Below are 21,333 nucleotides of genomic sequence, written 5' to 3'. Positions count from 1 at the left end.
TGCGTAGTGAACCTTACTGACTATAGCATTTCGTGGGCAATATCAGGGCGCGACCGGTCGGCCGGTACGGCGATCCAGGCAGCGCAGGGTATTGGATTCCCAGTAGGCGTTAACGTTGTAGCTTTTTTCACAGGCGTCGCGCGTATCAAATGCGCGATCTGCTTTATCAAACTCTTTTTCGGCGCGCGTGTTCACTTTGTGGCGCAGGCGCTGGGTATCATTCCATTGCTCTTTGCTCTGACGCGCAGCTTCATTACTGGCGGCGCTGCTGCCATCTTCAATAATCAGACGGCTGGTATTAGCGCTGGCCTGCACGGCGGTCAGCATCGTGCTGCTGGCCAGCAGCGCGGCGAGCAGGGTCGGAAACAATTTTTTCATCATCTTTTCCTTCGGTTAATGCCTGGCGCGCAGGAATGACTCAGGGTTGCGGCAGGCAGTGCTTAGTATATCATCGCGCTTTATTTGCTCACCAGTAGTGGGCGTTCTGTTTACCTTAGCGAGAGGATTTCATGCTGGTTAAAACCGCGCTGCTCTTTTTTCTCACCGCCATCGCGGAGATTGTCGGCTGCTTTTTACCCTGGCTGTGGCTGAAAAAGAACGCTTCCCCCTGGCTGTTGCTGCCTGCCGCGCTGAGTCTGGCGGCCTTTGTCTGGCTGCTGACGCTGCATCCGGCGGCGAGCGGGCGCGTATATGCGGCCTATGGCGGCGTTTATGTAGTGACTGCGCTGCTGTGGCTGCGCGTGGTGGATGGCGTAAAGCTCAGCGCGTGGGACTGGAGCGGGGCGCTGGTGGCGTTTTGCGGCATGCTGATTATCGTGGCGGGCTGGGGGCGTGCCTGAACAGAGGCCAGCCCGCTGGGCTGGCCTCTGGCATCATCAGGGCTTGTGCACTTTCAGACCGGCCTGCGTCTGGCTTACCGGCATCATTTCAAGCGTGTTGATATTGACATGTTTCGGCAGCGTGGCGACCCAGTAAACGGCTTCGGTCACATCCTCCGGCGTTAGCGCCGTCGCGCCGTCGTAAACTTTATCCGCTTTTTCATCGTCGCCTTTGAAGCGCACGTTAGAGAATTCCGTGCCGCCCACCAGGCCAGGTTCGATATCGGTGACGCGCAGCGCGGTTCCGTGCAGGTCGGTGCGCAGATTGAGGCTGAACTGGCGTACAAAGGCTTTGGTCGCGCCATAGACGTTGCCGCCCGCATAGGGCCAGCTTCCGGCGACGGAGCCGATATTGATAATGTGACCGACGTTGCGCTCCACCATATCCGGCAGCAGGGCGCGTGTCATATAGACCAGCCCTTTGGTATTGGTGTCGATCATATTATCCCAGTCTTCGACGTTGGCGCGATGCGCCGGCTCGATGCCGAGCGCCAGTCCGGCGTTATTGACCAGCACGTCGATATTGCGCCACTCGGCGGGCAGAGAGGCGACCGCCTCTTCAATCGCGGCGCGGTTGCGCACGTCGAGCTGTACGGTATAGAGGTTGTCGCCCAGCTCCTCTTTCAGCTCCTGTAAACGCTCAGCGCGGCGTCCGCTGGCAATAACTTTATGACCTGTTTCAATGAATCGGCGGGTGATACTTTGACCAAAACCGGCGGTCGCACCGGTAACAAAAATAATCATCTCACTGTTCCTTAAATAAGTGCAGGTTTAATAGTCCATTGATATTAAGAGCAAATCTTCAAACAAAAAAGGCTTGCGGGGCAGATAAGGAGCAAAACGCCGTAATTAAGAAAGCTGCGGTGAAAATCCCGGCGGAGGGGACCGGTTTGATCTGCTGTCAGAGGGAGTATTAACGGGCAGATGAAAATGCGTTTTCGACCGTATCTGGTTAATAGCACCTGGGTTACAGCCCTTAATCACAGAAAAATTTCAGGCGCGCCCGTTAAGAACAGTCTTCGACCACAACGACGTAGCGACCTTCAGGATCCACGCGGTTTCCGCGCTTTGGTCAGGCAGGGGCTCTGAGGAGCGGTAAGAGAGGGCCAGGCCGATTACGTGGCTGGCGTTTATCATCACGCTTCAGATGATGGAGCACAGCAAGGCTCTAAATGGCGTAGGTCAGAAGGCAATTTCCTGACAGCGTAAACTTCAAATGGCAAGCGTCAGGGAACAAGAGCGTGAACACGGTTTTCCCGCCTAATCACGGCATCCCTTAGACCTGATAATTCTATATACAGAAAAATAGCACTCATCACAAAAAGAAGAGTCTACAGAAAAAAGACGTTGTAAAACTGATCGACGAGCGCCGCAGTATAAACAACGACGGGGTGATAATATTTTCATGTAAAATTCTCTTTGTGTTTTTAGCTGTCGCTTGCCGTTTCAGGTTTTGCCGAACAATAGTTTAACAATCGTGTCGCAATGAGTGAGGGGATTATATGCCTCTTAAAAGAAACCTAAGGTAAACAAAAAAGTATGAAAGGTTGTTTTTTATTGAGGGAGGTCATGGCATGTTGACCTGGAGAGTCAGGCGCGTCTCTGCCTGTGCCCCTTAATGCTTTCTGAAATGAGATTACAAGTTGCTTTTCATATATTCAAGAGGTCAGGCGTTTTATTAAGTGTGCACTGAAACTTTACGCGCCATTTTATTACTTGAATAATTATTAAAATCACTATTGTTTCATGGCGAGTGAAACTTATTCTGAGATCTTCTTTAAAAGGAGGTCTTATGGAAAGTAAATATGTCAAAGATGCGATTCACATTTGTCGCCTGATGTTTGGGCAAGCGGTGCTGGAATTGCTTCAGGATAATCAGTTTGTAACGAATGCGGCTATTGAAGAAAAAGTGAAGAAAATGCTTCCTGACAGAAAACCAGAGCTGGTTTATAAAATTGCCATGGAGCTGCTTAAACATGATGTTCACTAAGGGTGTTCATATTTAACTAAAAAAAGCCCGGCAGAAAACCTGCCGGGCTATGCCCCTGGTGAGGCGCGTTTAAGCTGAGGGACCGCTCTTTAAGGCATATGGAGAGAGGGGCTGGCATTTTTAACCCCCCATACTAGATGAATAATTTTTACCCGGATTGTATAAATAATAACAGAGTTCACGCTTACTACGTTCAAATTTATATAAACATAACTATCATTGTTCGGATCTGCATCTATATCACCGCTTATAAAAAGGGACAGCTTGCCTGCAATATCATGATTAATGTCCTTCACTTGAACAGGGGTATTCCTGGTGGTCGTATAAAAAGAGTAATAGCAGCATTTCATCCAGTTTTTGGTCACCTGTTCATGCCATTGGATATCACCTTAACCCAACCGCGATCTGTCAGGAAACAGATACAAGGGTGTATATCATAGTTATATTAAAATATGCATTCCTGATGACCTGAAATCTGAGGCATGGCAAACGTTATCTTTTCTTTTACTGCAGTGCCGGCATGTGGTGCGAATAATTCACGATAAACACTATCTATTGATGTTTCATCATTAATATTCCAGCAAGTACGACGGATACCTGTATATCAAAAAAGACGCAGTCAGCGTTGTTCAGTATAAATTTCCTGCGTAAAGCCATTTGCTTGATCCTTAAGAATGGGTTGAGGGTGTTAACCGTCCGCCGGACAATCTATAAATGGATTGCGTGAGGGAGAGCAGAACGGTTAACCGCTTTTATAGTAGAGAATTTGCTTATTAAGTAAACATGTAAGACGTACGCATTGCGTCTCATTTGGGAATAAACGTGACTTTATCAGCCTTTGTGCAATCTCACTGTTTGTATATGCATGATTTTGAACCGGATCGTTATGCCGCGCGAGCAGAAACGTCAAAGGCCTTCCTCGATAAGCATCAGGATCATGAATCCGGCAAAAAACATGGCTGTGCCTGGCGGCGTATCCCGATCGCCCTGGTGCGCTTCTATCAGCAACTCTTCCGTCACCAGATACAGCAGTGCCACCAGACCAAAGGAGAGGAAGCAGGTCAGCCAGAACTCGCCGAGTTGCGCAACAGGCGTACCTGGCAGGGCTCCAGCTGGTAGAAGCAGTGCAATCCCCGTGACTACAAGCAAGACCTTTACCGTGCTCCCCAACAGGGTTTTTAAATCGCCGACTACTGGCAAGCCAGGGAAGAGGTTTCAAGCGTCAGGGCAAGTGTCAGCATCATGCCGGTTTTAGCGCCAGCCGCGAAACTTATCCCCAGCACTAATCCGTCGATGAAGATATCGATACCGATAGCCACCAGCATGCCGGCCTTACTGGCCGCCTTTTCGCCGTAGTGCTGAATCAGCATCATTAACACGACGCCGGTCACACCGCCTGCCAGTACCGCCACCATCGAATGCTGTTTGAGGCCGGGAAGGACTTCGGTAGCCGCCGCTGAGAAAATAACGCCAGCGGTAAAATGGTGGATCAGGCTCATGGCTTTTTCGCCGGGCTGGCGGAAAAGTGCAGCACCGGCACCCGCTATCGCAGCGCTAACAGGGAAGAGGGTATAAAGCAGCGTTAAGGGCATGTAGCGATCCGACCAGAGGTTCCGAAAGAGGTACAGAGGAAATATCAGGTTTAGCGGGCATTCCGTGTCGTCTCTCGAAAGGGAATAAAGCGTTAAGTTCAAGAGGCGGCTTATGCTGCCACAAGCAGGGTTGATAAAAAACAATAAAATTCATGCACTTATATGTGGCGCTAACTTTGATAGCCAGTGCTATAGCGTGCGCTGACTTGAGCGGAAGCGGTAACCAATCCGGTTAAAAAGCCTTGCTCAGATATGTTTTTAATTAAACGGAGCCTGGGAAGGTTTACATATGTGGATTATCGAATGTGTTGTTGACTCGATTTGTGGAAGAGGCGACACTTGTTGAACCCCGATGTCAGGAATCATTATGCCGCAACTACACCCTCTGCAACTTTTCAAAAATCTCTCGGACGATACCCGCCTTAACCTGGTGTTGTTACTGCGTGAAAAGGGGGAGCTTTGCGTCTGTGAGCTTACGTTAATGCTGAAAGAGAATCAGCCCAAAATTTCCCGCCATCTGGCTATGCTGAGGGAGAGTGGGCTGCTTATCGACAGGCGTGACGGCAAGTGGATCCACTATCGTTTATCACCTTATATGCCAGCCTGGGCGGCGGCGGTGATTGAACAGGCTTATCTGTGCCAGCGGGATGACATTATACGTCTTAGCCTGCAGGTTGAGCGCGATAATGTAACGACCAACGGCAAGCCTGTTTGTATTTGAGCTTCCCTTTTATATGCGTTTTAATGAATGTGTTTGAGAGGATGATTCCGGCCTCATTTATAACATGCCCACCGTGCTGGCTGATGCGTGCTCCATTGACGGCAGTACCGTTCAGGGGGGTAAAGAAGGCGATGATACGCCAGCATCCTCGATGGCGACCTCGGCCCGAAAATTACCCCCATCGGTAGTCTCGCCACTCTGCTGTGGTTATCTGTGCTGGCGCAGATAACCCTCACCGTCAGCTGGGATTATTACTTTCTTGTCGGCTTTGTCATGACGCTGCCGGTGCTTTTTACCGCGCTGGCCCTGCGTCTGTCTGTTTAACCTTCCAGCCGGGCGCAGCCCACTGACCGGAGAATCACCTGTGACTGATATCACCATTTACCACAACCCGGCCTGCGGGACATCCCGTAATGCGCTGGCCCTTATCCGCAACAGCGGCATTGAGCCCTCAGTTATTCTGTATCTGGAAACGCCGCCAACGCGCGACGAGTTAAAAAAACTGACAGAGGATATGGGCATAAGCGTGCGGCAACTGCTGCGTAAAAATACCGAACCTTTTGCGCTACTGGGGCTGGCAGAAAACCGGTTCAGCGATGACGAACTGCTGGATGCCATGCTGGCTTATCCCGTTCTTATTAATCGGCCGGTGGTGGTCACGCCGCTCGGCACAAAACTCTGTCGGCCGTCTGAAGCGGTGCTGGACATTCTGCCTGACCCGCAGCAGGGCGCCTTTACCAAAGAGGATGGTGAAGTTGTTATTAATGAGCAAGGGAACCGCGTCAGCCGCTGATTTTTAGCAGACCGGCAGTTGATTAGAGCAGGAGAGCGCCTCGCGCAGCGCTGCGACTTTTCAATGCCTCTCCGGGGCACCGCCGGGCAAGGCAGGCCGGACGGCGTAAAATATTCGCCTCTGCCTGTCTGATGCCTCAACGTCAACGCTTTCGCCCGGCGCAGGGTTACTGTTATTGCCCTGACAACGCTGTCATTCGTCAGGTTCGCGTTTATGGGCATCTCAATGCCACGTCGAAATCGCTTATACTCTCCCTCCCTTAACGTGCAGGAATTGTCACTTTGACCATTGAAACTCAACGGCTGGCTAATGAACTGCGCCAGGTTATCAGCGCTTTTGTGCGAAATGCTCGCGTGGCAACCGCTACCGTACGCACCTCACAGCATGAAACGCTGGATCTGCTTGATACGCACCAGGCGCTCTCTATCGCCGATCTTGCCCGGCTGCGCGGTGTGAAACATCAAAGTATGCGTCTGGTGATCAATGAGCTAGAGCTGCAGGGACTGGTGCAGCGGCAAAAAAGCCCGCAAGACGCGCGGGCGCAGCTGATCGTGCTTAGTGAAAGCGCCCGCGCTTTGCTGGCTGATGCGCGGGCAAAACGTAGCGAGTGGATAGCTCAGCAGATTGCCGACAAGCTTGATGCGGCTGCCTGCGAGGATCTCGAGAAAGGCGTGGCGGCGCTGCGTAAACTGCTTTAATCCTGCTTCAGCTGGTTTACCACGTGCGCCAGCGTATTTAATCCCCAGTGTTCGACATACTGCCCATCCTCAATGCGCACCATATCAATTACCGCAATGGTTACGTTTTTGCCGCTGGCCGCCACGCCCAGCAGCTCACCACTGTGCACACCTGTTATCGTTTTACGCGTAGTAACCCAATCACGTTCGGCAATTTGATCTTCGATCCTCACCTGCAAATCAGTCAGCGCGGGAAACAGGATCTGATTAAAGGTACGCCACAGACTTTCACGATCGTTGGGCGTACCCGCTGGCGCAGATCGGTTGATGAAACGGGGCGCAACCAGCTCTTCAAACGCCTGACGACTCCCTTCGGCAATGACCTGCTGGTTAAAGCGCCGTACCACGATCTTGTTCTCTTCAGACATCTCAGACCCCGCAATATATACAGTTTAACTGTATATAATTAAGCAGGAGGAAGCTTTAAAGCGATAGGTAAGTTGTGCGGTGGGGAGAGGAGAAGCCACCCCAGCCCAAAGAAGGCTATGCAGGGGCGAGGCATTCACGGTGAGATGAACTGGCACGCAGGACAGTTCGCTGCTGTTGCCGCGCGACAGGATCATCTGGCGGAAGCAGCAGGCTGGCTTTCTTATGGCACATCGCGGAAAGCCTGAAAGCGTAATCGGGTGGAAGCAATCATTCAGGAAATCAGGGCGGTAACATCATCACAAGCCTGTTTTTGCATAACTCTTTTATGACGTGGCTGGCGCAGCCCTTGCCTGAAATAAAATAAAAAATAATGCTTTATTATCTGTTTACCCATGGTTTGAATTTAATGCCATTAAATTAAATAAAGAATAAATAATCTGTTTATTTTAAACGATAACGGCCTGTTCAACTTTGAGGCGTTTATGTTTATAAAGCTGAGAGTAAACAGGATTTAATTGTGAATTTATTTTTCAACTCACTGAATTATATGCTTATTTGAATTGGCCCATTATTTTTCCTGTTAATGTATAACGCTTATGAACGCCGTGATGATTGGGTGAGTCTATCGTGATGGTGCTATCGATCGGCTTTACCGATCAAATACAACTGTTATACAATATTTTTTACAGAGGACGTGCATCTGAAATAGATTAATTAAAAATGAGCGGGTCTCTGCCATTAACTCAAAGCCAACGATTTGAGCCTGCTTGAAAAGAAAACAGGAAGTAAATTTATGCGTTTTTATTATTTATATCATAAAATAATTGTTGGTGTGGTATTTGTGACGAGCGTGTTGCTCAATTGCAATAACGTTTTTGCAAGCCCATGCTCTCTGGCTGATGGTGGCGTGTATACATACGACCAGAATATAAACTTTAACTCCAAATCAAATTTTGCCGGGTATGAGACAAATGATATCCCTGTGTCAAGGGCAGGCAGCTATAGCATAGGCGGACTTTGTGATATTAAAAAAAGCGTGTACTGGACTGCCACGGCTGCAAGCGGAATGATCGAACAGCAAAATGGCTGGTACGCTTTTTCAGGGAAAGAGGGTGACTATCTGCAGGTATCAACGCAAGTATATGTTTATGACGCCGTACACGCGTCAAAATATTACACCGTTCCCTTTGTTGATATAAATAATCACTGTTCTGATTCCCGGATGTGTGGGCTCGCCGCGTCAAGTGGTTCGAAGGTGATATTAAAGTTCAAAATTATCAAACCCTTTGTAGGTACCGAAGGCGTTAATGCTGATGTGGCTTATTTATCTGGCAATAATTCCGCAGGGGAAGGGGACAGAAAAACCATGGTCATTATCCATGTTAACGCCTCCGTGGTAGTGCCACAAACGTGTGAGATCAACGAGAATCAAGTGGTGAGTATGGATTTTGGTGATATTGGCGCCCGCCAGTTTTCAGAGGCTGGGGCAGGGAATAAGCCTGTCGGCGTCAATCCGCAGACAAGAAAAATAGGCATTAAATGTAAAAATATCGATGCTCAGGCATTATTATCGCTACGTATCGAGGCGAACAATACCTCAGGGGGAGCGATTGTCTCTGACAATAAGGATCTGGGCTTTATTGTGGCCGACGGCAATAAAAAACCACTGACGCCTAATGATATTAACAGCAAGATTCCCTTTCGGTTAGATGACAACGCCTCTTCATCCGTTTCGATTAGCGCCTGGCCCGTTAGTATTACCGGAAACGAACCGGTGGCGGGTAAATTTACCTCCGAGGGTTACTTGCGCGTGGATTTTGACTAAGGAGATATTCTGCCAGTCAGCTATCTGCCATCGACAGGGCTTGCGCACCGAACAATGCGGGCATAAACGAGACAGATGCAGTCAGTAACGTTGCTGTTAATTTTGAGGCAAACAACCTTGTCGCTAACCGCCCGCGGGTCACTGCAGACGCTTCATTAAGGTTTAGTTAAGCCCAGCCGGACAGAATGAAGGCAACATCCTCATTTCCGCCCGGAGCGGCTACTTTATGATGAACTTACTGGAGACGCTGAACCGAGCCTGGTTTCTGTCGTTAAATGCCCAGCCTGGCGCGCCGGGCTGGTTAATGACTTTCGCTACAGTCTGCGCGCAATACTTACTTTACGTTATTCCTGTCATACTGCTGGCTTACTGGTTTCTGGGGGGAAAAGCCGGGCACAGAACGGCTCTTTTCACACTGGCCACGGTTCTGGCTGCGCTGGGACTCGGTTTTATCTGCTCTGTTATCTACTTCCATCCTCGCCCCTTTATGATACCGCTTGGTCATAGCTGGATTTTCCACGCGCCGGAAACCTCATTCCCCAGCGATCACGCTACGCTGTTTTTCAGCACCGCATTTTCCCTGCTGGTCTCGCGGGCGTTTATAACCGGCACTCTGGTATTGGTTTTATCACTGCTGGTGGCCTGGTCGCGGGTTTTTCTTGGCGTACATTTTCCGCTGGATATGGCAGGCGCAGCGACCGTAGCCGCACTGGCTTGCGTGCTGGTTAAGCCCGCCTGGTTCTGGTGGAGTGATGCGCTGACCGCTCTCTGTGAGGCTGTCAGCGGGAAGTTGTTCTCGTGGCTACCAGCCAGGTTCACTCCCTGATTTATTGTTCGTCATTAGCCTGGCTCATTGCCGTCTGGCGCATTCTACTCCTCCTCTGGCGGGTAACCCGCGCCTGCGTATCAGCGGCCAGGGGATGCCCCGGCGTTTGCCGCGCGGGTTAACGCCAGAGCAATCACGTAGCTGACAAGCACAGCCAGACTCATCTTTATCATCGACTCGCCGCCAATGCCTGCAAGCGGAGTCGCAAGACCACCAAAAAGGAACATCAGCATCCCCAACAGGGCGGAAGCGGTGCCCGATTCGCCCGCTTCTACCGCGCTCATCGCCTCAGCGCCCGCCAGGGTACTTATGCCGCTGTTAAAGGCGATGGCAAAGAAAAGGGCAACAAGAACAGGCAGGGTCGCATTAAGCCAGGCAAGTGCCAGGGTGGTCATCGCCGCTATCACAGCCAGCACCAGCCCCGTTTTGAGCAGCGCCTCAGCGCGATAGCGCCTGGCAAGCCACGAGAAGATTAACGCAGCGAAAACCAGCCCAAGGCCGTTAATGCCGAAAATCAGGCTGAAACTGAGTGGACTGAGGCCATACTCCGTCTGAAATACGAATGAGGAGGAGCCTATGTATGAAAATAGCCCCGCCATCATAAACGCCTGAATCAGACAGCAGCGGATAAACTGCCGGTTCCGGATTACTGATTTCGCCGTGTTCAGCAGCGACGTATGTTTCTTGGGCTTCTGCAGGGATTCGCGAACGAACAGCAGGCTGACTAACGCCAGCACAATGCCAGTAGCTGCCATAACCCAGAACAGCATGCGCCAGTCGAAACGGGAGGCGAGATAGCCGCCTAAGACCGGCGAAAATACCGGGGCAATGCCATTTACCGTCATCAGCAGGGCAAAAAAGTGCGTCAGCACGGTTCCCTGATAATTATCGCGCGCAATGGCGCGCGCCAGCACCGAGCCGCCAGCGCCTGCCAGGCCCTGAAGAAAGCGCCAGCCAGTAAGCGCGTATATATCATGCGTGATGGCGCAAAGAACCGATGCTGCCACAAATATCATCAGTGAAAATATTAATGGCGCTTTGCGGCCTGTGCGATCGCTGATGGGGCCAAATATCAGCTGACCAAGACCCAACCCTGCCAGGGCAGAAGTAAGAGAAAGCTGGGTGAGTGTAGCGGTGGTATCAAACTGTGCTGCAATCTCAGGCAAAGCAGGCAAATAAAAGTCGGTACACAGCGGTCCTGTGGCTGTAAGCAAACCGAGAATGGCTGCAAAGATAAAAGATATTTTTTGCATGTTTATTCCTTTAACAGGTTCTGAAATTCCCTCGATGCATGGACTTAATCTGTTACAGGCATGAGTAAGCTGATATGCCGACGAGCAGGCGCATAAGGCTGTCTGCCAGAAGCCTCCAGAACAGACGCGTGATACCATTACGTCAGTCGCCACCAGTGCGGCGCAGGTATTATCCACGCGCCTGGAATAACCACCGGCATGGCTGTTTCCCGATTTTGCTTCTGCTATTTTTCTTGCTGTTGTTTTTAAGAGGCGAGCTATTTAACTCTCTTGCTATTTATCTCCGAAGACCTGAGCGAATCAATACCCCAGGGGAATCTTATCGCTATTTGCAAAAAATCTTGTCGGACTATAAACGTTACCAGGAAAGCATCCTGAGAATATTGTTTTATTCAGGTTATTCACCGTGTCGATAAGGGCAGCACTATTTACAACGCAGCGCACTAGTATTTCAGTCACCCGTTGCCCTGAGTGCTGACGCGTGAGGCACGTTTCACCGCGCATTCGCGATGTGGCGACCAGTACGGTACAAACCGCTACGGATATGGCGGAGCGTAGTATTCACGCGGCCGACAAAATTGCTGAGATGAGTCATCAGACGCAGCATGAGCGGGCAGACATAACAAAACAGCTGAACAGCCTGCGCACGCTGACGGCTGGCATGAATGCCATGCAGGAAGCGGTGGCCGAGCTGAAAGTGCTGCAAACCCTCTTAACAGGCCGTTAAGGCCTGTCCGGCGCGCCGTTCCTGGCAGTAAAGCATCCCGGTGACTCGCTGTGTCATCGGGATTTTTTTAGCTAACGCCACGCGGTGACAACGCGCGCTCATACTGTAAAAAGCGTCTGCTGCGCTATTTGAGCGCGGACTGCACCCGCAGCGGGCACGAAACCTTGGTTCCTTTCTTCGTGGCTGGCACATCCCAGCCAGCCAACCGGTTGCGCATACGATACCGTTTTTCCGACCGCCTCATTGCTGCTTTATTTACATAACATGTTGATATTCACTATTTTCTGGCATGCGGGTTGCATTTCATCCCTTACTGTCCGACTGTTAATTGCGCCAGCGAGCGCGGAATCAAGGAGCCTTTATGCCGTTAACCTCTACTGCCATTCGCGCCAGCTTTTTCGATTTTAGCGATATTGCGCACGAGCCTGAGGCGATTATGGCGCAGGCGCGCTATATCGAAGATGGCGTACTGCTGCTGGAGGCGGGACGTATCGTCGGGCTGCACGCCTGGGCGTCGCTGCCGCATCTGCCGTCCAGCCTCATCGATCTGCGCGGTAGTCTGATTGTGCCGGGCTTTGTCGATACCCATATCCACTATCCGCAAACGGAGATGATTGGCGCTTATGGCGAACAGCTGCTGACGTGGCTGAATCAGTATACGTTTCCGGTGGAAAGCCAGTATCACAGCGCAGATCACGCCGCCGCCATGTCCGCCTTTTTCCTGCAACAGCTGCTGGCGAACGGTACCACCAGCGCGCTGGTGTTCGGCACCGTTCATCCACAGTCAGTCGAGGCGCTGTTCAGCGCCGCGGAAGCGATCGATATGCGGCTGATTGCCGGGAAGGTCATGATGGATCGCAACGCGCCGGAAGAGCTGCTGGAAACGCCGGAGCAGAGCTATGCCGAGACGCGGGCGCTGATTGAGCGCTGGCACGGACGCGGACGGCTCAGCTACGCGCTGACGCCGCGCTTTGCGCCTACCTCAACGCCGGCGCTGCTGAAAAAGGTGCAGCAGCTGCGCCAGGAGTTCCCCGATGTCTGGCTGCATACGCACTTAAGCGAAAACCCGCAGGAGGTCGCCTGGGTGAAGTCGCTGTTTCCGCAGTATGACGGCTATCTCGACGTTTATCATCGCCACCAGCTGACCGGACGACGCAGCCTGTTCGCGCACTGTCTGCATCTGGAGGAGCACGAGTGGCAGTGTCTGCACGAGACCGACTCCGCCATCGCCTTTTGCCCGACGTCAAACCTCTTTCTCGGCAGCGGGCTGTTCAGCCTGAAGCGCAGCTGGCAGCAGAGGGTCAAAATTGGCATCGGTACAGACATCGGCGCCGGCACCACCTTTAATATGCTTAAGACGCTGGGAGAAGCCTACAAGGTGGGGCAGCTGCAGCAGTATCGGCTGAGCGCCGCGGAAGCCTTCTACCACGCCACGCTCGGCGGCGCGCACGCGCTCGATCAGCATGACAAAACAGGGAATTTCGCGCCGGGCAAAGAGGCGGACTTCGTGGTGCTGGATCGGGCCGTTTCGCCGCTGCAGCAACTGCGCATGAGTAACAGTAAGGATATCTGGGAGCAGCTTTTCGTGCTGATGACGCTCGGCGACGATCGCAATATCGCCGAGACCTGGATAAACGGGCGCGCGGTATGGCGGCGCGACGACGCTAAGCTGAGTTGTTCCGGGCGCAGCAACCTGCCAGGATAATCTTTTGCACGGTAATCAGGAGCGAGGCATGAACGTCAGACAAAATCCGTTTTTTCAGGTGAGCACGTTGCCCTACCAGGCGCCGCCGTTTGACCAGATTCAGGAAGAGGACTTTCTGCCCGCGCTTCAGGCGGGCATTGAGGAGAAGCGTAAAGAGGTCGAGGCGATTGCGCAGAATCCCGAGGCGCCCACCTTCGCCAACACCTTTGAGGCGCTGGAGCGCAGCGGACAGCTGCTCGAACGCGTTAATCTGGTCTTTGGTGCCATGACCTCCGCCAATACCAGCGATTACCTGCAGCAGATCGATGAAGAGATTGCGCCGCAGCTGACCGCGCTGAACGACGAGATTGTACTGAACAGCGCGCTATTCGCGCGTCTTGACGCTGTTTATCAGCAGCGTCAGGCGCTGGCGCTCGATCCGGAGTCGCTGCGGCTGGTGGAAGTGACCTGGCAGCACTATCAGCTGTCCGGCGCCAGTCTGGACGAAGAGGCCAAGCAGAAGCTTAAGGCGCTGAACCAGCAGGCGGCACGGCTCAGCACGCGCTTCACCAATAAACTGCTGGCCGCCACCAAAGCGGGCGGGCTGGTGGTACAGAGCGCCGACGCGCTTGATGGCCTGAGCCCGGCGGATCTCGCGGTGGCACAGGCGGCAGCGAAAGCGCGCGGGCTGGAGAATGCCTGGCTGCTGGTGCTGCAGAACACCACTCAGCAACCGGCGCTGCAGGCGCTGCGTTCGCGTGCGACGCGGCAGGCACTTTTCGCCGCCTCGACCGGCCGCAGCGAAAAGGGCGATGAGAACGACACCCGCGCGCTGGTGCTGGAGCTGGCGCAGCTGCGCGCGCAACAGGCGCAGCTGCTGGGTTTCGCCAGCTTTGCCGAATGGCAGCTGAAAGATCAGATGGCAAAAACCCCGGACGCGGCGTTCGCCTTTATGCGCCATATCGTTCCGGCCGCCCGCGGGCGCGCCGAACGCGAAGCGGCCGCCATTCAGCAGACCATTGACCAGCAACAGGGTGATTTTACGCTGGCCGCCTGGGACTGGAACTTCTACGCCGAGCAGGTGCGTAAGGCGCAGTACGATCTGGATGAGAGTCAGATCCGCCCCTATTTCGAGCTGAACAACGTGCTGGAGAAAGGGGTATTCTGGGCTGCCAGCCAGCTTTACGGCATTCGCTTCACCGAGCGCCACGATCTGCCGGTCTACCATCCTGACGTGCGCGTATATGAGATTTTCGATGTGGACGATGCGCCGCTGGCGCTGTTCTATACCGACTACTTCAAGCGCGACAACAAAGGCGGCGGCGCGTGGATGAGCAATTTCGTTAACCAGTCCAGGCTGCTGGCGACGCGTCCGGTCATCTATAACGTCTGTAACTACACCCGACCACCGGAAGGCGAACCGGCATTGCTCAGCTGGGATGAGGTCGTGACGCTGTTCCATGAGTTTGGCCATACGCTACATGGGCTGTTCGCCACCCAGCGCTATCCCAGCCTCTCCGGCACCGCTACGCCGCGCGATTTCGTTGAGTTTCCTTCTCAGTTTAACGAACACTGGGCAAGCGAGCCGCTGGTTTTCCTGAACTATGCCCGCCACTATCAGAGCGGTGAGGCGATGCCGGAAGCGCTACATCAGAAAATCGTGCGCGCCAGCCGTTTTAACAAAGGTTATGACATGAGCGAGCTGCTGGCCGCCGCGCTGCTGGATTTGCACTGGCACAGCATCCGCGTCGGCGAGGCGCCGCAGTCAGTAGAGGGCTTTGAGCAGCAGGCGCTGCAGAGCGATAACCTGGCGCTGGCCGCCGTACCGCCGCGCTATCGTTCCAGCTATTTCCAGCATATCTGGGGCGGCGGCTACGCCGCGGGGTATTACGCCTATATCTGGACGCAGATGCTGGCGGACGACGGCTATCAGTGGTTTGTGGAGAACGGCGGGCTGTCGCGCGAGAACGGCGACCGCTTCCGCCAGATGATCCTGTCGCGCGGCAACAGCAGCGATCTGAAACAGCTCTATGAAAACTGGCGCGGCGGTGAGCCGCAGCTTGAGCCGATGCTGAAAAATCGCGGTCTGGCGGATTAATCATGAGCGGGCGCAATGCCCGCTTTTTTTATCCCAGCGGGCCGCCCTCGATGGTTTCGCACATGCCCGCCAGCACGCGCTCGCCCGTCTCCTGCCGCAGTTCCTGATACCAGACCGCGGTCGCCTGCGGATCCTTGCCATGCGTTATGTCGCAGCGTTTACGCGCTTTCAGCACCAGATCGCGGGTGCGGCTGACGCGTCGCGCCTCATAGCGCAGCAAGGCGTCCTCAATGCCCAGCGAGTGGGCGGCGAGAGAGGAGGCCAGCACCAGCGCGTCTTCCATCGCCGCGCAGCCGCCCTGACCAATATCCGGCGTCGTGCTGTGCGCCGCATCGCCCAGCAGCGCGATGCGTCCGTTGACGAAACGGCTGAACGGCTCGATATCATGGATCTCTACGCGGTTGGTGGTCGCGGGATCAATAGCCTCAATCAGACGCTGTACAGGCGGCGCCCAGCCCTGAAAGTAACGGCGTAAATCCGCTTTGAGCGTGCTGCGATCCTCCTCCAGCCCCTTAGGCAAGGGCACGTCAAAGAAGAAATAGAAGCGATTGCGGCTAACCGGCATTAACGAGACGCGTTTGCCTTCGCCGACGAAAGTCGTCCACTGATCGTCGGGCGCCAGCGACGCATCGATCTCCACCAGCCCGTTCCAGTTCACATAGCCGGCATAGCGGCGCTCGACTTTTTCACCCAGCACGCTATGACGGATAACCGAATGCGTGCCGTCGGCGGCAACCAGCAGATCGCCGTGCGCCAGCGTGCCATCGTCAAAGGTGGCGGTAACACCGTTGCCGTGCTGGGTGACCTGCGCCACGCGTTTGCCAAAGCTGACGCGTTCGCGGCCATAGCTCTCTATCAGCATCGCCTGAAGTTCGGCGCGCGCTACCGGAGAGGGATATTCGCCGACCTGGCGTACCAGCGGCTCCATACTGAAACGCGTCAGGGTCGCGCCGCTGGCGAAATCCTGGTAGGCCATATACGCCATATTTCCGCTCAGCGCGCGCAGCTGCGCTTTCAGGCCCAGCGCATTGAGGCATTTCACGCCATTGGGCCAGACAGAGATGGCCGCGCCGACCGGCTTCATCTCCTTTACGGCTTCAAAGACAACGGTTTCGATGCCCATTTTTTCCAGCGCGATAGCCGCGCACATTCCGCCAATGCCGGCGCCAGTAATAATCGCTTTCATACTTTCCTCCTTGGTGATGGGGTAAAAGCTGCAACTTTTGTACCAACACGACAGGGGCGTATAGCGGGGCGATAGCAGAAATAAGGAAGGGTGGACGCGCCAGTAACGGGCAGAGAGGCCAGTAAAATGCCTTATTCTGGTGCGTAGTGATATGGATGAATCTTTCGTTTCATACAGCAGTTGTAACCAGCAGAGGCTTTTGTATTCCGCGCACAGACATTTGTCCGTTCGCCAGCCATACTTAGCCGGTGTCGAACCCAGGGAGAGTAAAGATGAAAACTCGTTACATCATGCTGATGCTGAGCGCCTTACTGCTGGGGCAGAGCGCCGTTGCGCAACCGACCGCCTCGCAGGCGTTGTTTACCCCACGCGCGCCTGTTGTTCAGCTGACGCCGGTTGCGGCCAAATGCGATCTCGCCAGCTGCCAGCAGAACTGCTACGTAGAGCGTTCACACTGCAATACGCGCGGAAACGGTTCCTGTAGCAGCGAAGCGCAGATTTGCGTGCAGAACTGCGCCAGCCAGTGCAGATAAGGCATAAACGGCAAATCTTGCGGTTTGCCGTTTATTGATTCAGGTCAAACCATCCTGTCGCCGTTTCCCTTTTCAGCCTGTCATCATTTAAAATAGTCATTTTCCTGTCACCTGAACCGGCTTTACTGCCGGGCAGTCTCCGCGCCTTTTTAAGGATGTTATGACTTACCTTTATCTGTTTATCGCTATAGTGGCGGAAGTAATCGCAACCAGCTGTCTGAAAGCTTCCGAATCTTTTACCCGCCTGTGGCCCGCGGTGGCAACGGTGGCAGGGTATGGCATCGCCTTCTATTTCCTGACGCTGGTGCTGCGTACCATGCCGACCGGTATCGCCTACGCCATCTGGTCGGGCGTTGGAATTGTGTTGATTTCCGTGGTTGGCTGGGTGGTGTTCAAACAGAAGCTGGATCTGCCTGCCATGCTGGGCCTTGGATTGATCATTGCCGGGGTGCTGGTGGTGAACCTTTTTTCCAAAACGGTCGGGCATTAAGGTACTGTATTTCACTGTTATCGACGGGAGGAAAACGTGAAAAAACAGCTCACCGAGGCGGATATTCATGAGGTGCAGACCCTTTATCAAAACCCCTGGTTTAGCGTGCAGAAGGCGAGTATTGCGCTTAGCGAACAGAAGCGTCGTGATTTCTATGCCGTCCATCACGAACGTCCCGCGGTAGGTATTGTGGCGATGCAGCAGGATAAGATCCTGCTGATCAAACAGTATCGTTATCTGATCGATCGCGTGGTCTGGGCGATTCCCTCCGGCGGCGTCGATGTTGATGAGACGCCCTTATGCGCCGCGCAGCGCGAGCTGCTTGAAGAGAGCGGCTATCGCGCGAAAACCATCCGTGAGCTTATTCGTTACAACCCCACTTACGGAAGCAGCGATCAGCTGTTTATTACCCATCTTGCCACCGATCTTGAATATGTGGGCATGGATGACGATCAGGATGAAGTGATGGACACCGGCTGGTTTACCCGTGAGGAGATCCGGCAGCTCATCGTCAGCGGCGAAATGCCTGACGGACTCTCGCTGGTGCCGCTGCTCTTGCTGCTGGCGGATCCCACTCGTTGAAAGGCGCGGCGCGCTACTGCGCCGCGTGATACTCGGTTATCAGGGCCTTGATCAGCGCCGCCGCGGGCATTTCCCGCGCCAGCATCGCGCCCTGGCCCGCCCACTGTGCGCCAAAGCCGTGCTCCCCCTGAGCGGCGGCCGCGGCGGCGAGCGCTTTGCCCAGTGAGTAGGCCAGCGGATAATCCGGGATCGCCTCGTGTGCGATCCCGCGCGTATAGTGGCAAAAGGCGTTGCTGAGAGCGCGCGCCGGCCGCCCGGAAATCGCGGCGGTCATTTCTGTCCCGGTGGCGGTAGCGCTTTTTAACGCTGCACGATAAGCGGCATTAGCGGCTGACTCCGGGCAGAGCACAAAGGCCGTTCCCAGCTGCACGCCCGTTGCGCCCAGCTTCATCATGGCGGCGATGGCGTTGCCGTCCATAATGCCGCCTGCGGCGATAACAGGAAGATCGCACTGCCTGACTATCGCCTGCACCAGCGTCATGGTGCTCATTTGCGTATCCGTTTTTTGCGGATCGAAAATACCGCGATGACCGCCCGCCTCAATTCCTTGCGCTACCACGAAATCGATGCCTGCGGCAGCGGCCTGGCGCGCTTCGTCAACAGAGGTAGCGCTGGCCAGCGTCACTATGCCTTGCCTTTTCAGCTGGTCGATAACGTCCTGTTCCGGCAGGCCGAAGTGAAAGCTTACCGCTGCGGGAGCCGCATTCAGGATCGGCTCGAGCAGCGGGGAGCTGGCATTAAAAGTGGGGTAGATCTCAGTCAGTGACTGAGGCGGCGACGCGCCATACTGCTCAAACAGGGGTTTAAACCGCGCCAGCCAGGCGCTTTCACGCTCAGCATCGCGCTGCGGTGGCGCGTGGCAGAAAAGATTGATATTAACCGGTCCGGCGGTCAGCTGGCGCAGGTGGTTCAGCATGGCACTGGCCTGCGCCAGGTTTGACGCGCCGAGGCTAATTGAACCCAGCGCGCCAGCGTTGCTTACGGCGGCGGCCAGCTCCGGGGTAGAGACGCCCGCCATCGGGGCCTGAATCAGCGGGAACGCTATCTGTAGCGCGCGGCAGAGCGGGTTTTCCATCATTTCTCCTGCTGGTGGAAATAACAGCGGCCAGCATCGCGTCGCAGCGGCTAAAACACAACCCTGACGCTTAACTCTGTGGCTCAGGCAGCAAAAAACCATACCGCTGCAGTATCGTCTGCGCCGTTGCCGAGTGCAGAAAACGCGCCAGCGGCTGGGCTGATGGCTGACAGACCGCATAGCCATAGCGCGCAAAAACGTTGTCCGCGGCAGGAATGTTGAACACCCTGAGGGCAGGGAACGTCGCCAGGCGCGGCGCATAGCTGGCGTAGCCAATAAAGAGATCGGCCTCATTATTGCTCAACAGCCAGTGCGCGGCCAGCGCGCCTGCGGGCAACGGGAGGCTGTCGGCACCGCCTGCCAGCATCTGCGCGCGCTGGCGAAGATTGTCCCCCAAACCTGGATAACGCCTCTCGAGCGCGGCAAACATCTGCCAGGTGTAATCGCCTGAAGGATCGCTGAGCGGCGTTGAGGTCGCCAGCCGTAGTTCCGGGCGCTGCAGCAGAGTAAGCCAGGTATCCGCAGCATCCACCACCTCGGATCTGGCGGTCAGACAGAGGCGGTTGGCGGTAAAAACCCGGCTTTCACTCGCCACGCCTTGCCGTACCAGCGCATCCGCATGCGCCAGGCTGGCGGAGGCGAAAAGGGCGCACGGCTCGCCCCGCTCAATACGCTCACGCAGCAGCCCGGCAGGGCCGAATAGCGTTTCAGCCGCGAGGCCGCTTTGCGCGTTAAAAGCCGTCATCAGCTCCGGCCAGACGGGCCGCAAACTACCGGCTGCCAGTACGCGCAGCATCGTCAACATAATGGGTGCGGTAGAAGCGCTGATACCAGCGATCGGCCTGCTGTTGCATGTCAATATCGCGGAATTTTTCCGGGTAGAGCTTTTTCGCCATCCACAGCTCGCCCAGACCTGTCGCCTCCGGCATGGGATAACCCCATGCCTTAGCGTAGGCAGGCATCAGCCAGACGCGATGGTTTTTCACTGCGTCAATGGACTGCCACTGCGCATCCTGGTTGATATCATTGACGACCTCAGGGTAGCGGTCCTGCACAAAAATTACCTGCGGATTCCAGGCGATAACCTGCTCCATGCTGACCTGCTTAAATCCCTGTACGGTCGCAGCAGCAACGTTTAAGGCACCGGCATGGGCCATCATCAGGCCCGTATATTTACCAGAGCCGTAGGTGGTGAGCGACGGGTTTGCCATATAGGCGCGTACCCGCTGTTGCTGGGGCAGGGAGCCCAGGCGGTCGCTGACCAGCTTGCGGCCGGCGAAAGCGGCGTCAATCAGGGCTTTCGCCTCTTGCGGCTTATTAACCACCTCGCCGATCAGCGTGATGCCTTCTTTCAATCCGAGGTTATAGGCCCGTTCTTCATTCTGCATACCGGGGTTTATCTTTCCCTGCTGGCCAGGGTCATCGTGGCGCAAAGAAATCGCGATAACCGGGATGCCCAGCGCGGAAATTTTATCAATCATCTCCTGCGGGGCGTAGTTGGTGACAAATACCGCCTGCGGGTGCAGCGCCACCAGGCTTTCCACATCAACGTGGGTGAGGTCGCCGAGCATCGCTTTATGCGTCAGTTCCGGCACCAGTTGCGCATAGCTGTCGCCAAGCTGCTGTTTCCAGTTAGCGAGGATGCCAACAATTTTGTCGGTGGCGTTAAGCTGAACCAGCAGATTCAGCGTCTGATGCTGCAACACGACGACGCGATCAACGCGATCGGGCAGGGTGACCTGACGACCAAGCTGATCGGTAATCACGCGGCTTGCCTGGCTGTTAAACGCGCTCAGCGTGAGCAGGCCAGCAATGAGAGAATGACGCAAAAAGCGGGACATAATGGGCTCCACAAAGCGATATGTCGTGGAGTATATAGCGTCAGGCGGAGTGATGAACAGAACAATCCATATTAGTTACATCATACATTTGAAGTTTGATTAAACCATCAGCCGCAGCGCTAACACATCATAA

22 protein-coding genes and 2 pseudogenes are annotated in these 21,333 nt (G+C 54.5%); 14 read left to right on the top strand and 10 right to left on the bottom strand.

The annotated features are described in order from the left end of the window. Positions 1 to 42 precede the first annotated feature (42 nt). A complete protein-coding gene (locus D7S44_RS05255; protein WP_120452638.1) occupies positions 43 to 378 on the bottom strand; it encodes a DUF1283 family protein in 336 nt (111 codons plus the stop codon). A gap of 131 nt (positions 379 to 509) precedes the next feature. Between D7S44_RS05255 and D7S44_RS05250 the strand changes: the two genes are divergently transcribed. Next, positions 510 to 839 (top strand): YnfA family protein, encoded by a 330-nt coding sequence (locus D7S44_RS05250; protein WP_126688882.1) that lies wholly within the window; start codon positions 510 to 512, stop codon positions 837 to 839. A 36-nt stretch (positions 840 to 875) separates the two neighbouring features. On the opposite strand, the gene ydfG is transcribed toward D7S44_RS05250, so the two are convergent. After that, entirely contained in the window at positions 876 to 1,622 is a 747-nt protein-coding gene (ydfG, locus tag D7S44_RS05245) for a bifunctional NADP-dependent 3-hydroxy acid dehydrogenase/3-hydroxypropionate dehydrogenase YdfG (protein ID WP_120452636.1), read from the bottom strand. 1,048 nt (positions 1,623 to 2,670) lie between these two features. Between ydfG and D7S44_RS05240 the strand changes: the two genes are divergently transcribed. Continuing rightward, a complete protein-coding gene (locus D7S44_RS05240; protein ID WP_120452635.1) occupies positions 2,671 to 2,868 on the top strand; it encodes a hypothetical protein in 198 nt (65 codons plus the stop codon). A gap of 906 nt (positions 2,869 to 3,774) precedes the next feature. On the opposite strand, the gene D7S44_RS23750 is transcribed toward D7S44_RS05240, so the two are convergent. Further along, entirely contained in the window at positions 3,775 to 4,017 is a 243-nt protein-coding gene (locus D7S44_RS23750) for a ZIP family metal transporter (RefSeq protein ID WP_205685213.1), read from the bottom strand. A 41-nt stretch (positions 4,018 to 4,058) separates the two neighbouring features. Next, positions 4,059 to 4,460, bottom strand: a complete 402-nt coding sequence (locus tag D7S44_RS23745; RefSeq protein ID WP_205685211.1) for a ZIP family metal transporter — start codon at positions 4,458 to 4,460, stop codon at positions 4,059 to 4,061. A 367-nt stretch (positions 4,461 to 4,827) separates the two neighbouring features. On the opposite strand from D7S44_RS23745, the gene D7S44_RS05230 reads away from it, so the two are divergent. From D7S44_RS05230 to D7S44_RS05215, 4 genes and pseudogenes are all read left to right on the top strand, one after another. Then, entirely contained in the window at positions 4,828 to 5,181 is a 354-nt protein-coding gene (locus D7S44_RS05230) for a metalloregulator ArsR/SmtB family transcription factor (RefSeq protein WP_120452633.1), read from the top strand. A 46-nt stretch (positions 5,182 to 5,227) separates the two neighbouring features. Next, a pseudogene (locus D7S44_RS05225) lies at positions 5,228 to 5,505 on the top strand (ArsB/NhaD family transporter); the annotation flags it as partial. A gap of 40 nt (positions 5,506 to 5,545) precedes the next feature. Next, entirely contained in the window at positions 5,546 to 5,974 is a 429-nt protein-coding gene (arsC, locus tag D7S44_RS05220; protein WP_120452631.1) for a glutaredoxin-dependent arsenate reductase, read from the top strand. 281 nt (positions 5,975 to 6,255) lie between these two features. Further along, positions 6,256 to 6,672: a MarR family transcriptional regulator gene (locus D7S44_RS05215; RefSeq protein ID WP_218834594.1), complete on the top strand. Its 417-nt coding sequence runs from the start codon at positions 6,256 to 6,258 to the stop codon at positions 6,670 to 6,672. Here the strand turns inward: D7S44_RS05215 and D7S44_RS05210 are convergent. Next, positions 6,669 to 7,079: an ester cyclase gene (locus D7S44_RS05210; RefSeq protein WP_120452627.1), complete on the bottom strand. Its 411-nt coding sequence runs from the start codon at positions 7,077 to 7,079 to the stop codon at positions 6,669 to 6,671. The genes D7S44_RS05215 and D7S44_RS05210 overlap by 4 nt on opposite strands. Before the next feature lie 794 nt (positions 7,080 to 7,873). Between D7S44_RS05210 and D7S44_RS05205 the strand changes: the two genes are divergently transcribed. After that, on the top strand, positions 7,874 to 8,905 hold the full coding sequence (locus tag D7S44_RS05205; protein WP_120452626.1) for a fimbrial protein: 1,032 nt from the start codon (positions 7,874 to 7,876) through the stop codon (positions 8,903 to 8,905). A 229-nt stretch (positions 8,906 to 9,134) separates the two neighbouring features. Beyond that, positions 9,135 to 9,731, top strand: coding sequence for an undecaprenyl-diphosphatase (locus D7S44_RS05200; RefSeq protein ID WP_120452895.1), 597 nt, complete (start codon positions 9,135 to 9,137; stop codon positions 9,729 to 9,731). Between the two features lie 80 nt (positions 9,732 to 9,811). Here D7S44_RS05200 and D7S44_RS05195 read toward each other — a convergent pair whose 3' ends face one another. Further along, complete coding sequence (locus D7S44_RS05195; RefSeq protein ID WP_120452624.1) at positions 9,812 to 10,984, bottom strand: multidrug effflux MFS transporter; 1,173 nt, start codon at positions 10,982 to 10,984, stop codon at positions 9,812 to 9,814. Positions 10,985 to 11,483: 499 nt separating this feature from the next. Between D7S44_RS05195 and D7S44_RS05190 the strand changes: the two are divergent. The 3 genes and pseudogenes from D7S44_RS05190 to dcp form a co-directional block, all read left to right on the top strand. After that, a pseudogene (locus D7S44_RS05190) lies at positions 11,484 to 11,711 on the top strand (methyl-accepting chemotaxis protein); the annotation flags it as partial. Positions 11,712 to 12,072: 361 nt separating this feature from the next. Continuing rightward, entirely contained in the window at positions 12,073 to 13,416 is a 1,344-nt protein-coding gene (guaD, locus tag D7S44_RS05185) for a guanine deaminase (RefSeq protein ID WP_120452622.1), read from the top strand. A gap of 28 nt (positions 13,417 to 13,444) precedes the next feature. Next, on the top strand, positions 13,445 to 15,493 hold the full coding sequence (gene dcp / locus D7S44_RS05180) for a peptidyl-dipeptidase Dcp (RefSeq protein WP_120452620.1): 2,049 nt from the start codon (positions 13,445 to 13,447) through the stop codon (positions 15,491 to 15,493). A 28-nt stretch (positions 15,494 to 15,521) separates the two neighbouring features. Here the strand turns inward: dcp and hpxO are convergent, their stop codons facing one another. Further along, positions 15,522 to 16,679: an FAD-dependent urate hydroxylase HpxO gene (gene hpxO / locus D7S44_RS05175; RefSeq protein WP_120452619.1), complete on the bottom strand. Its 1,158-nt coding sequence runs from the start codon at positions 16,677 to 16,679 to the stop codon at positions 15,522 to 15,524. A gap of 272 nt (positions 16,680 to 16,951) precedes the next feature. Between hpxO and D7S44_RS05170 the strand changes: the two genes are divergently transcribed. The 3 genes from D7S44_RS05170 (at position 16,952) to D7S44_RS05160 (ending at position 18,284) form a co-directional block, all read left to right on the top strand. Then, positions 16,952 to 17,212 carry a hypothetical protein gene (locus tag D7S44_RS05170; RefSeq protein WP_120452617.1) on the top strand — a complete coding sequence of 87 codons (261 nt, stop codon included), beginning with the start codon at positions 16,952 to 16,954 and terminating at the stop codon, positions 17,210 to 17,212. A gap of 160 nt (positions 17,213 to 17,372) precedes the next feature. Next, entirely contained in the window at positions 17,373 to 17,702 is a 330-nt protein-coding gene (locus D7S44_RS05165; protein WP_120452616.1) for an SMR family transporter, read from the top strand. A gap of 36 nt (positions 17,703 to 17,738) precedes the next feature. Then, complete coding sequence (locus D7S44_RS05160; RefSeq protein WP_120452614.1) at positions 17,739 to 18,284, top strand: NUDIX domain-containing protein; 546 nt, start codon at positions 17,739 to 17,741, stop codon at positions 18,282 to 18,284. A gap of 13 nt (positions 18,285 to 18,297) precedes the next feature. Here D7S44_RS05160 and D7S44_RS05155 read toward each other — a convergent pair whose 3' ends face one another. The 3 genes from D7S44_RS05155 to D7S44_RS05145 form a co-directional block, all read right to left on the bottom strand. Further along, positions 18,298 to 19,359 (bottom strand): NAD(P)H-dependent flavin oxidoreductase, encoded by a 1,062-nt coding sequence (locus D7S44_RS05155; RefSeq protein WP_120452612.1) that lies wholly within the window; start codon positions 19,357 to 19,359, stop codon positions 18,298 to 18,300. Positions 19,360 to 19,429: 70 nt separating this feature from the next. Further along, positions 19,430 to 20,161 carry a substrate-binding domain-containing protein gene (locus tag D7S44_RS05150; protein ID WP_120452893.1) on the bottom strand — a complete coding sequence of 244 codons (732 nt, stop codon included), beginning with the start codon at positions 20,159 to 20,161 and terminating at the stop codon, positions 19,430 to 19,432. After that, positions 20,130 to 21,200: an ABC transporter substrate-binding protein gene (locus tag D7S44_RS05145; protein WP_120452611.1), complete on the bottom strand. Its 1,071-nt coding sequence runs from the start codon at positions 21,198 to 21,200 to the stop codon at positions 20,130 to 20,132. The genes D7S44_RS05150 and D7S44_RS05145 overlap by 32 nt, the downstream gene beginning before the upstream one ends. Between the last annotated feature and the right edge of the window lie 133 nt (positions 21,201 to 21,333).

This window comes from Pantoea piersonii (assembly GCF_003612015.1).
Classification (GTDB): domain Bacteria; phylum Pseudomonadota; class Gammaproteobacteria; order Enterobacterales; family Enterobacteriaceae; genus Pantoea; species Pantoea piersonii.
The sequence above is the reverse complement of the archived record's forward strand: the minus strand, read 5'-3'. Positions and strand labels throughout refer to the sequence as shown.

Coding starts and splice junctions, on each gene's coding strand:
- D7S44_RS05200 (WP_120452895.1), top strand. CDS start 9,135: ATGAACTTACTGGAGACGCTGAACCGAGCCTGGTTTCTGTCGTTAAAT.
- guaD (WP_120452622.1), top strand. CDS start 12,073: ATGCCGTTAACCTCTACTGCCATTCGCGCCAGCTTTTTCGATTTTAGC.
- D7S44_RS05155 (WP_120452612.1), bottom strand. CDS start 19,359: ATGGAAAACCCGCTCTGCCGCGCGCTACAGATAGCGTTCCCGCTGATT.
- ydfG (WP_120452636.1), bottom strand. CDS start 1,622: ATGATTATTTTTGTTACCGGTGCGACCGCCGGTTTTGGTCAAAGTATC.
- D7S44_RS23745 (WP_205685211.1), bottom strand. CDS start 4,460: ATGCCCTTAACGCTGCTTTATACCCTCTTCCCTGTTAGCGCTGCGATA.
- D7S44_RS05205 (WP_120452626.1), top strand. CDS start 7,874: ATGCGTTTTTATTATTTATATCATAAAATAATTGTTGGTGTGGTATTT.
- D7S44_RS05210 (WP_120452627.1), bottom strand. CDS start 7,079: ATGTCTGAAGAGAACAAGATCGTGGTACGGCGCTTTAACCAGCAGGTC.
- D7S44_RS05255 (WP_120452638.1), bottom strand. CDS start 378: ATGAAAAAATTGTTTCCGACCCTGCTCGCCGCGCTGCTGGCCAGCAGC.
- D7S44_RS05230 (WP_120452633.1), top strand. CDS start 4,828: ATGCCGCAACTACACCCTCTGCAACTTTTCAAAAATCTCTCGGACGAT.
- hpxO (WP_120452619.1), bottom strand. CDS start 16,679: ATGAAAGCGATTATTACTGGCGCCGGCATTGGCGGAATGTGCGCGGCT.
- D7S44_RS05250 (WP_126688882.1), top strand. CDS start 510: ATGCTGGTTAAAACCGCGCTGCTCTTTTTTCTCACCGCCATCGCGGAG.
- D7S44_RS05195 (WP_120452624.1), bottom strand. CDS start 10,984: ATGCAAAAAATATCTTTTATCTTTGCAGCCATTCTCGGTTTGCTTACA.
- dcp (WP_120452620.1), top strand. CDS start 13,445: ATGAACGTCAGACAAAATCCGTTTTTTCAGGTGAGCACGTTGCCCTAC.
- D7S44_RS05170 (WP_120452617.1), top strand. CDS start 16,952: ATGAAAACTCGTTACATCATGCTGATGCTGAGCGCCTTACTGCTGGGG.
- D7S44_RS05165 (WP_120452616.1), top strand. CDS start 17,373: ATGACTTACCTTTATCTGTTTATCGCTATAGTGGCGGAAGTAATCGCA.
- D7S44_RS05240 (WP_120452635.1), top strand. CDS start 2,671: ATGGAAAGTAAATATGTCAAAGATGCGATTCACATTTGTCGCCTGATG.
- D7S44_RS05145 (WP_120452611.1), bottom strand. CDS start 21,200: ATGTCCCGCTTTTTGCGTCATTCTCTCATTGCTGGCCTGCTCACGCTG.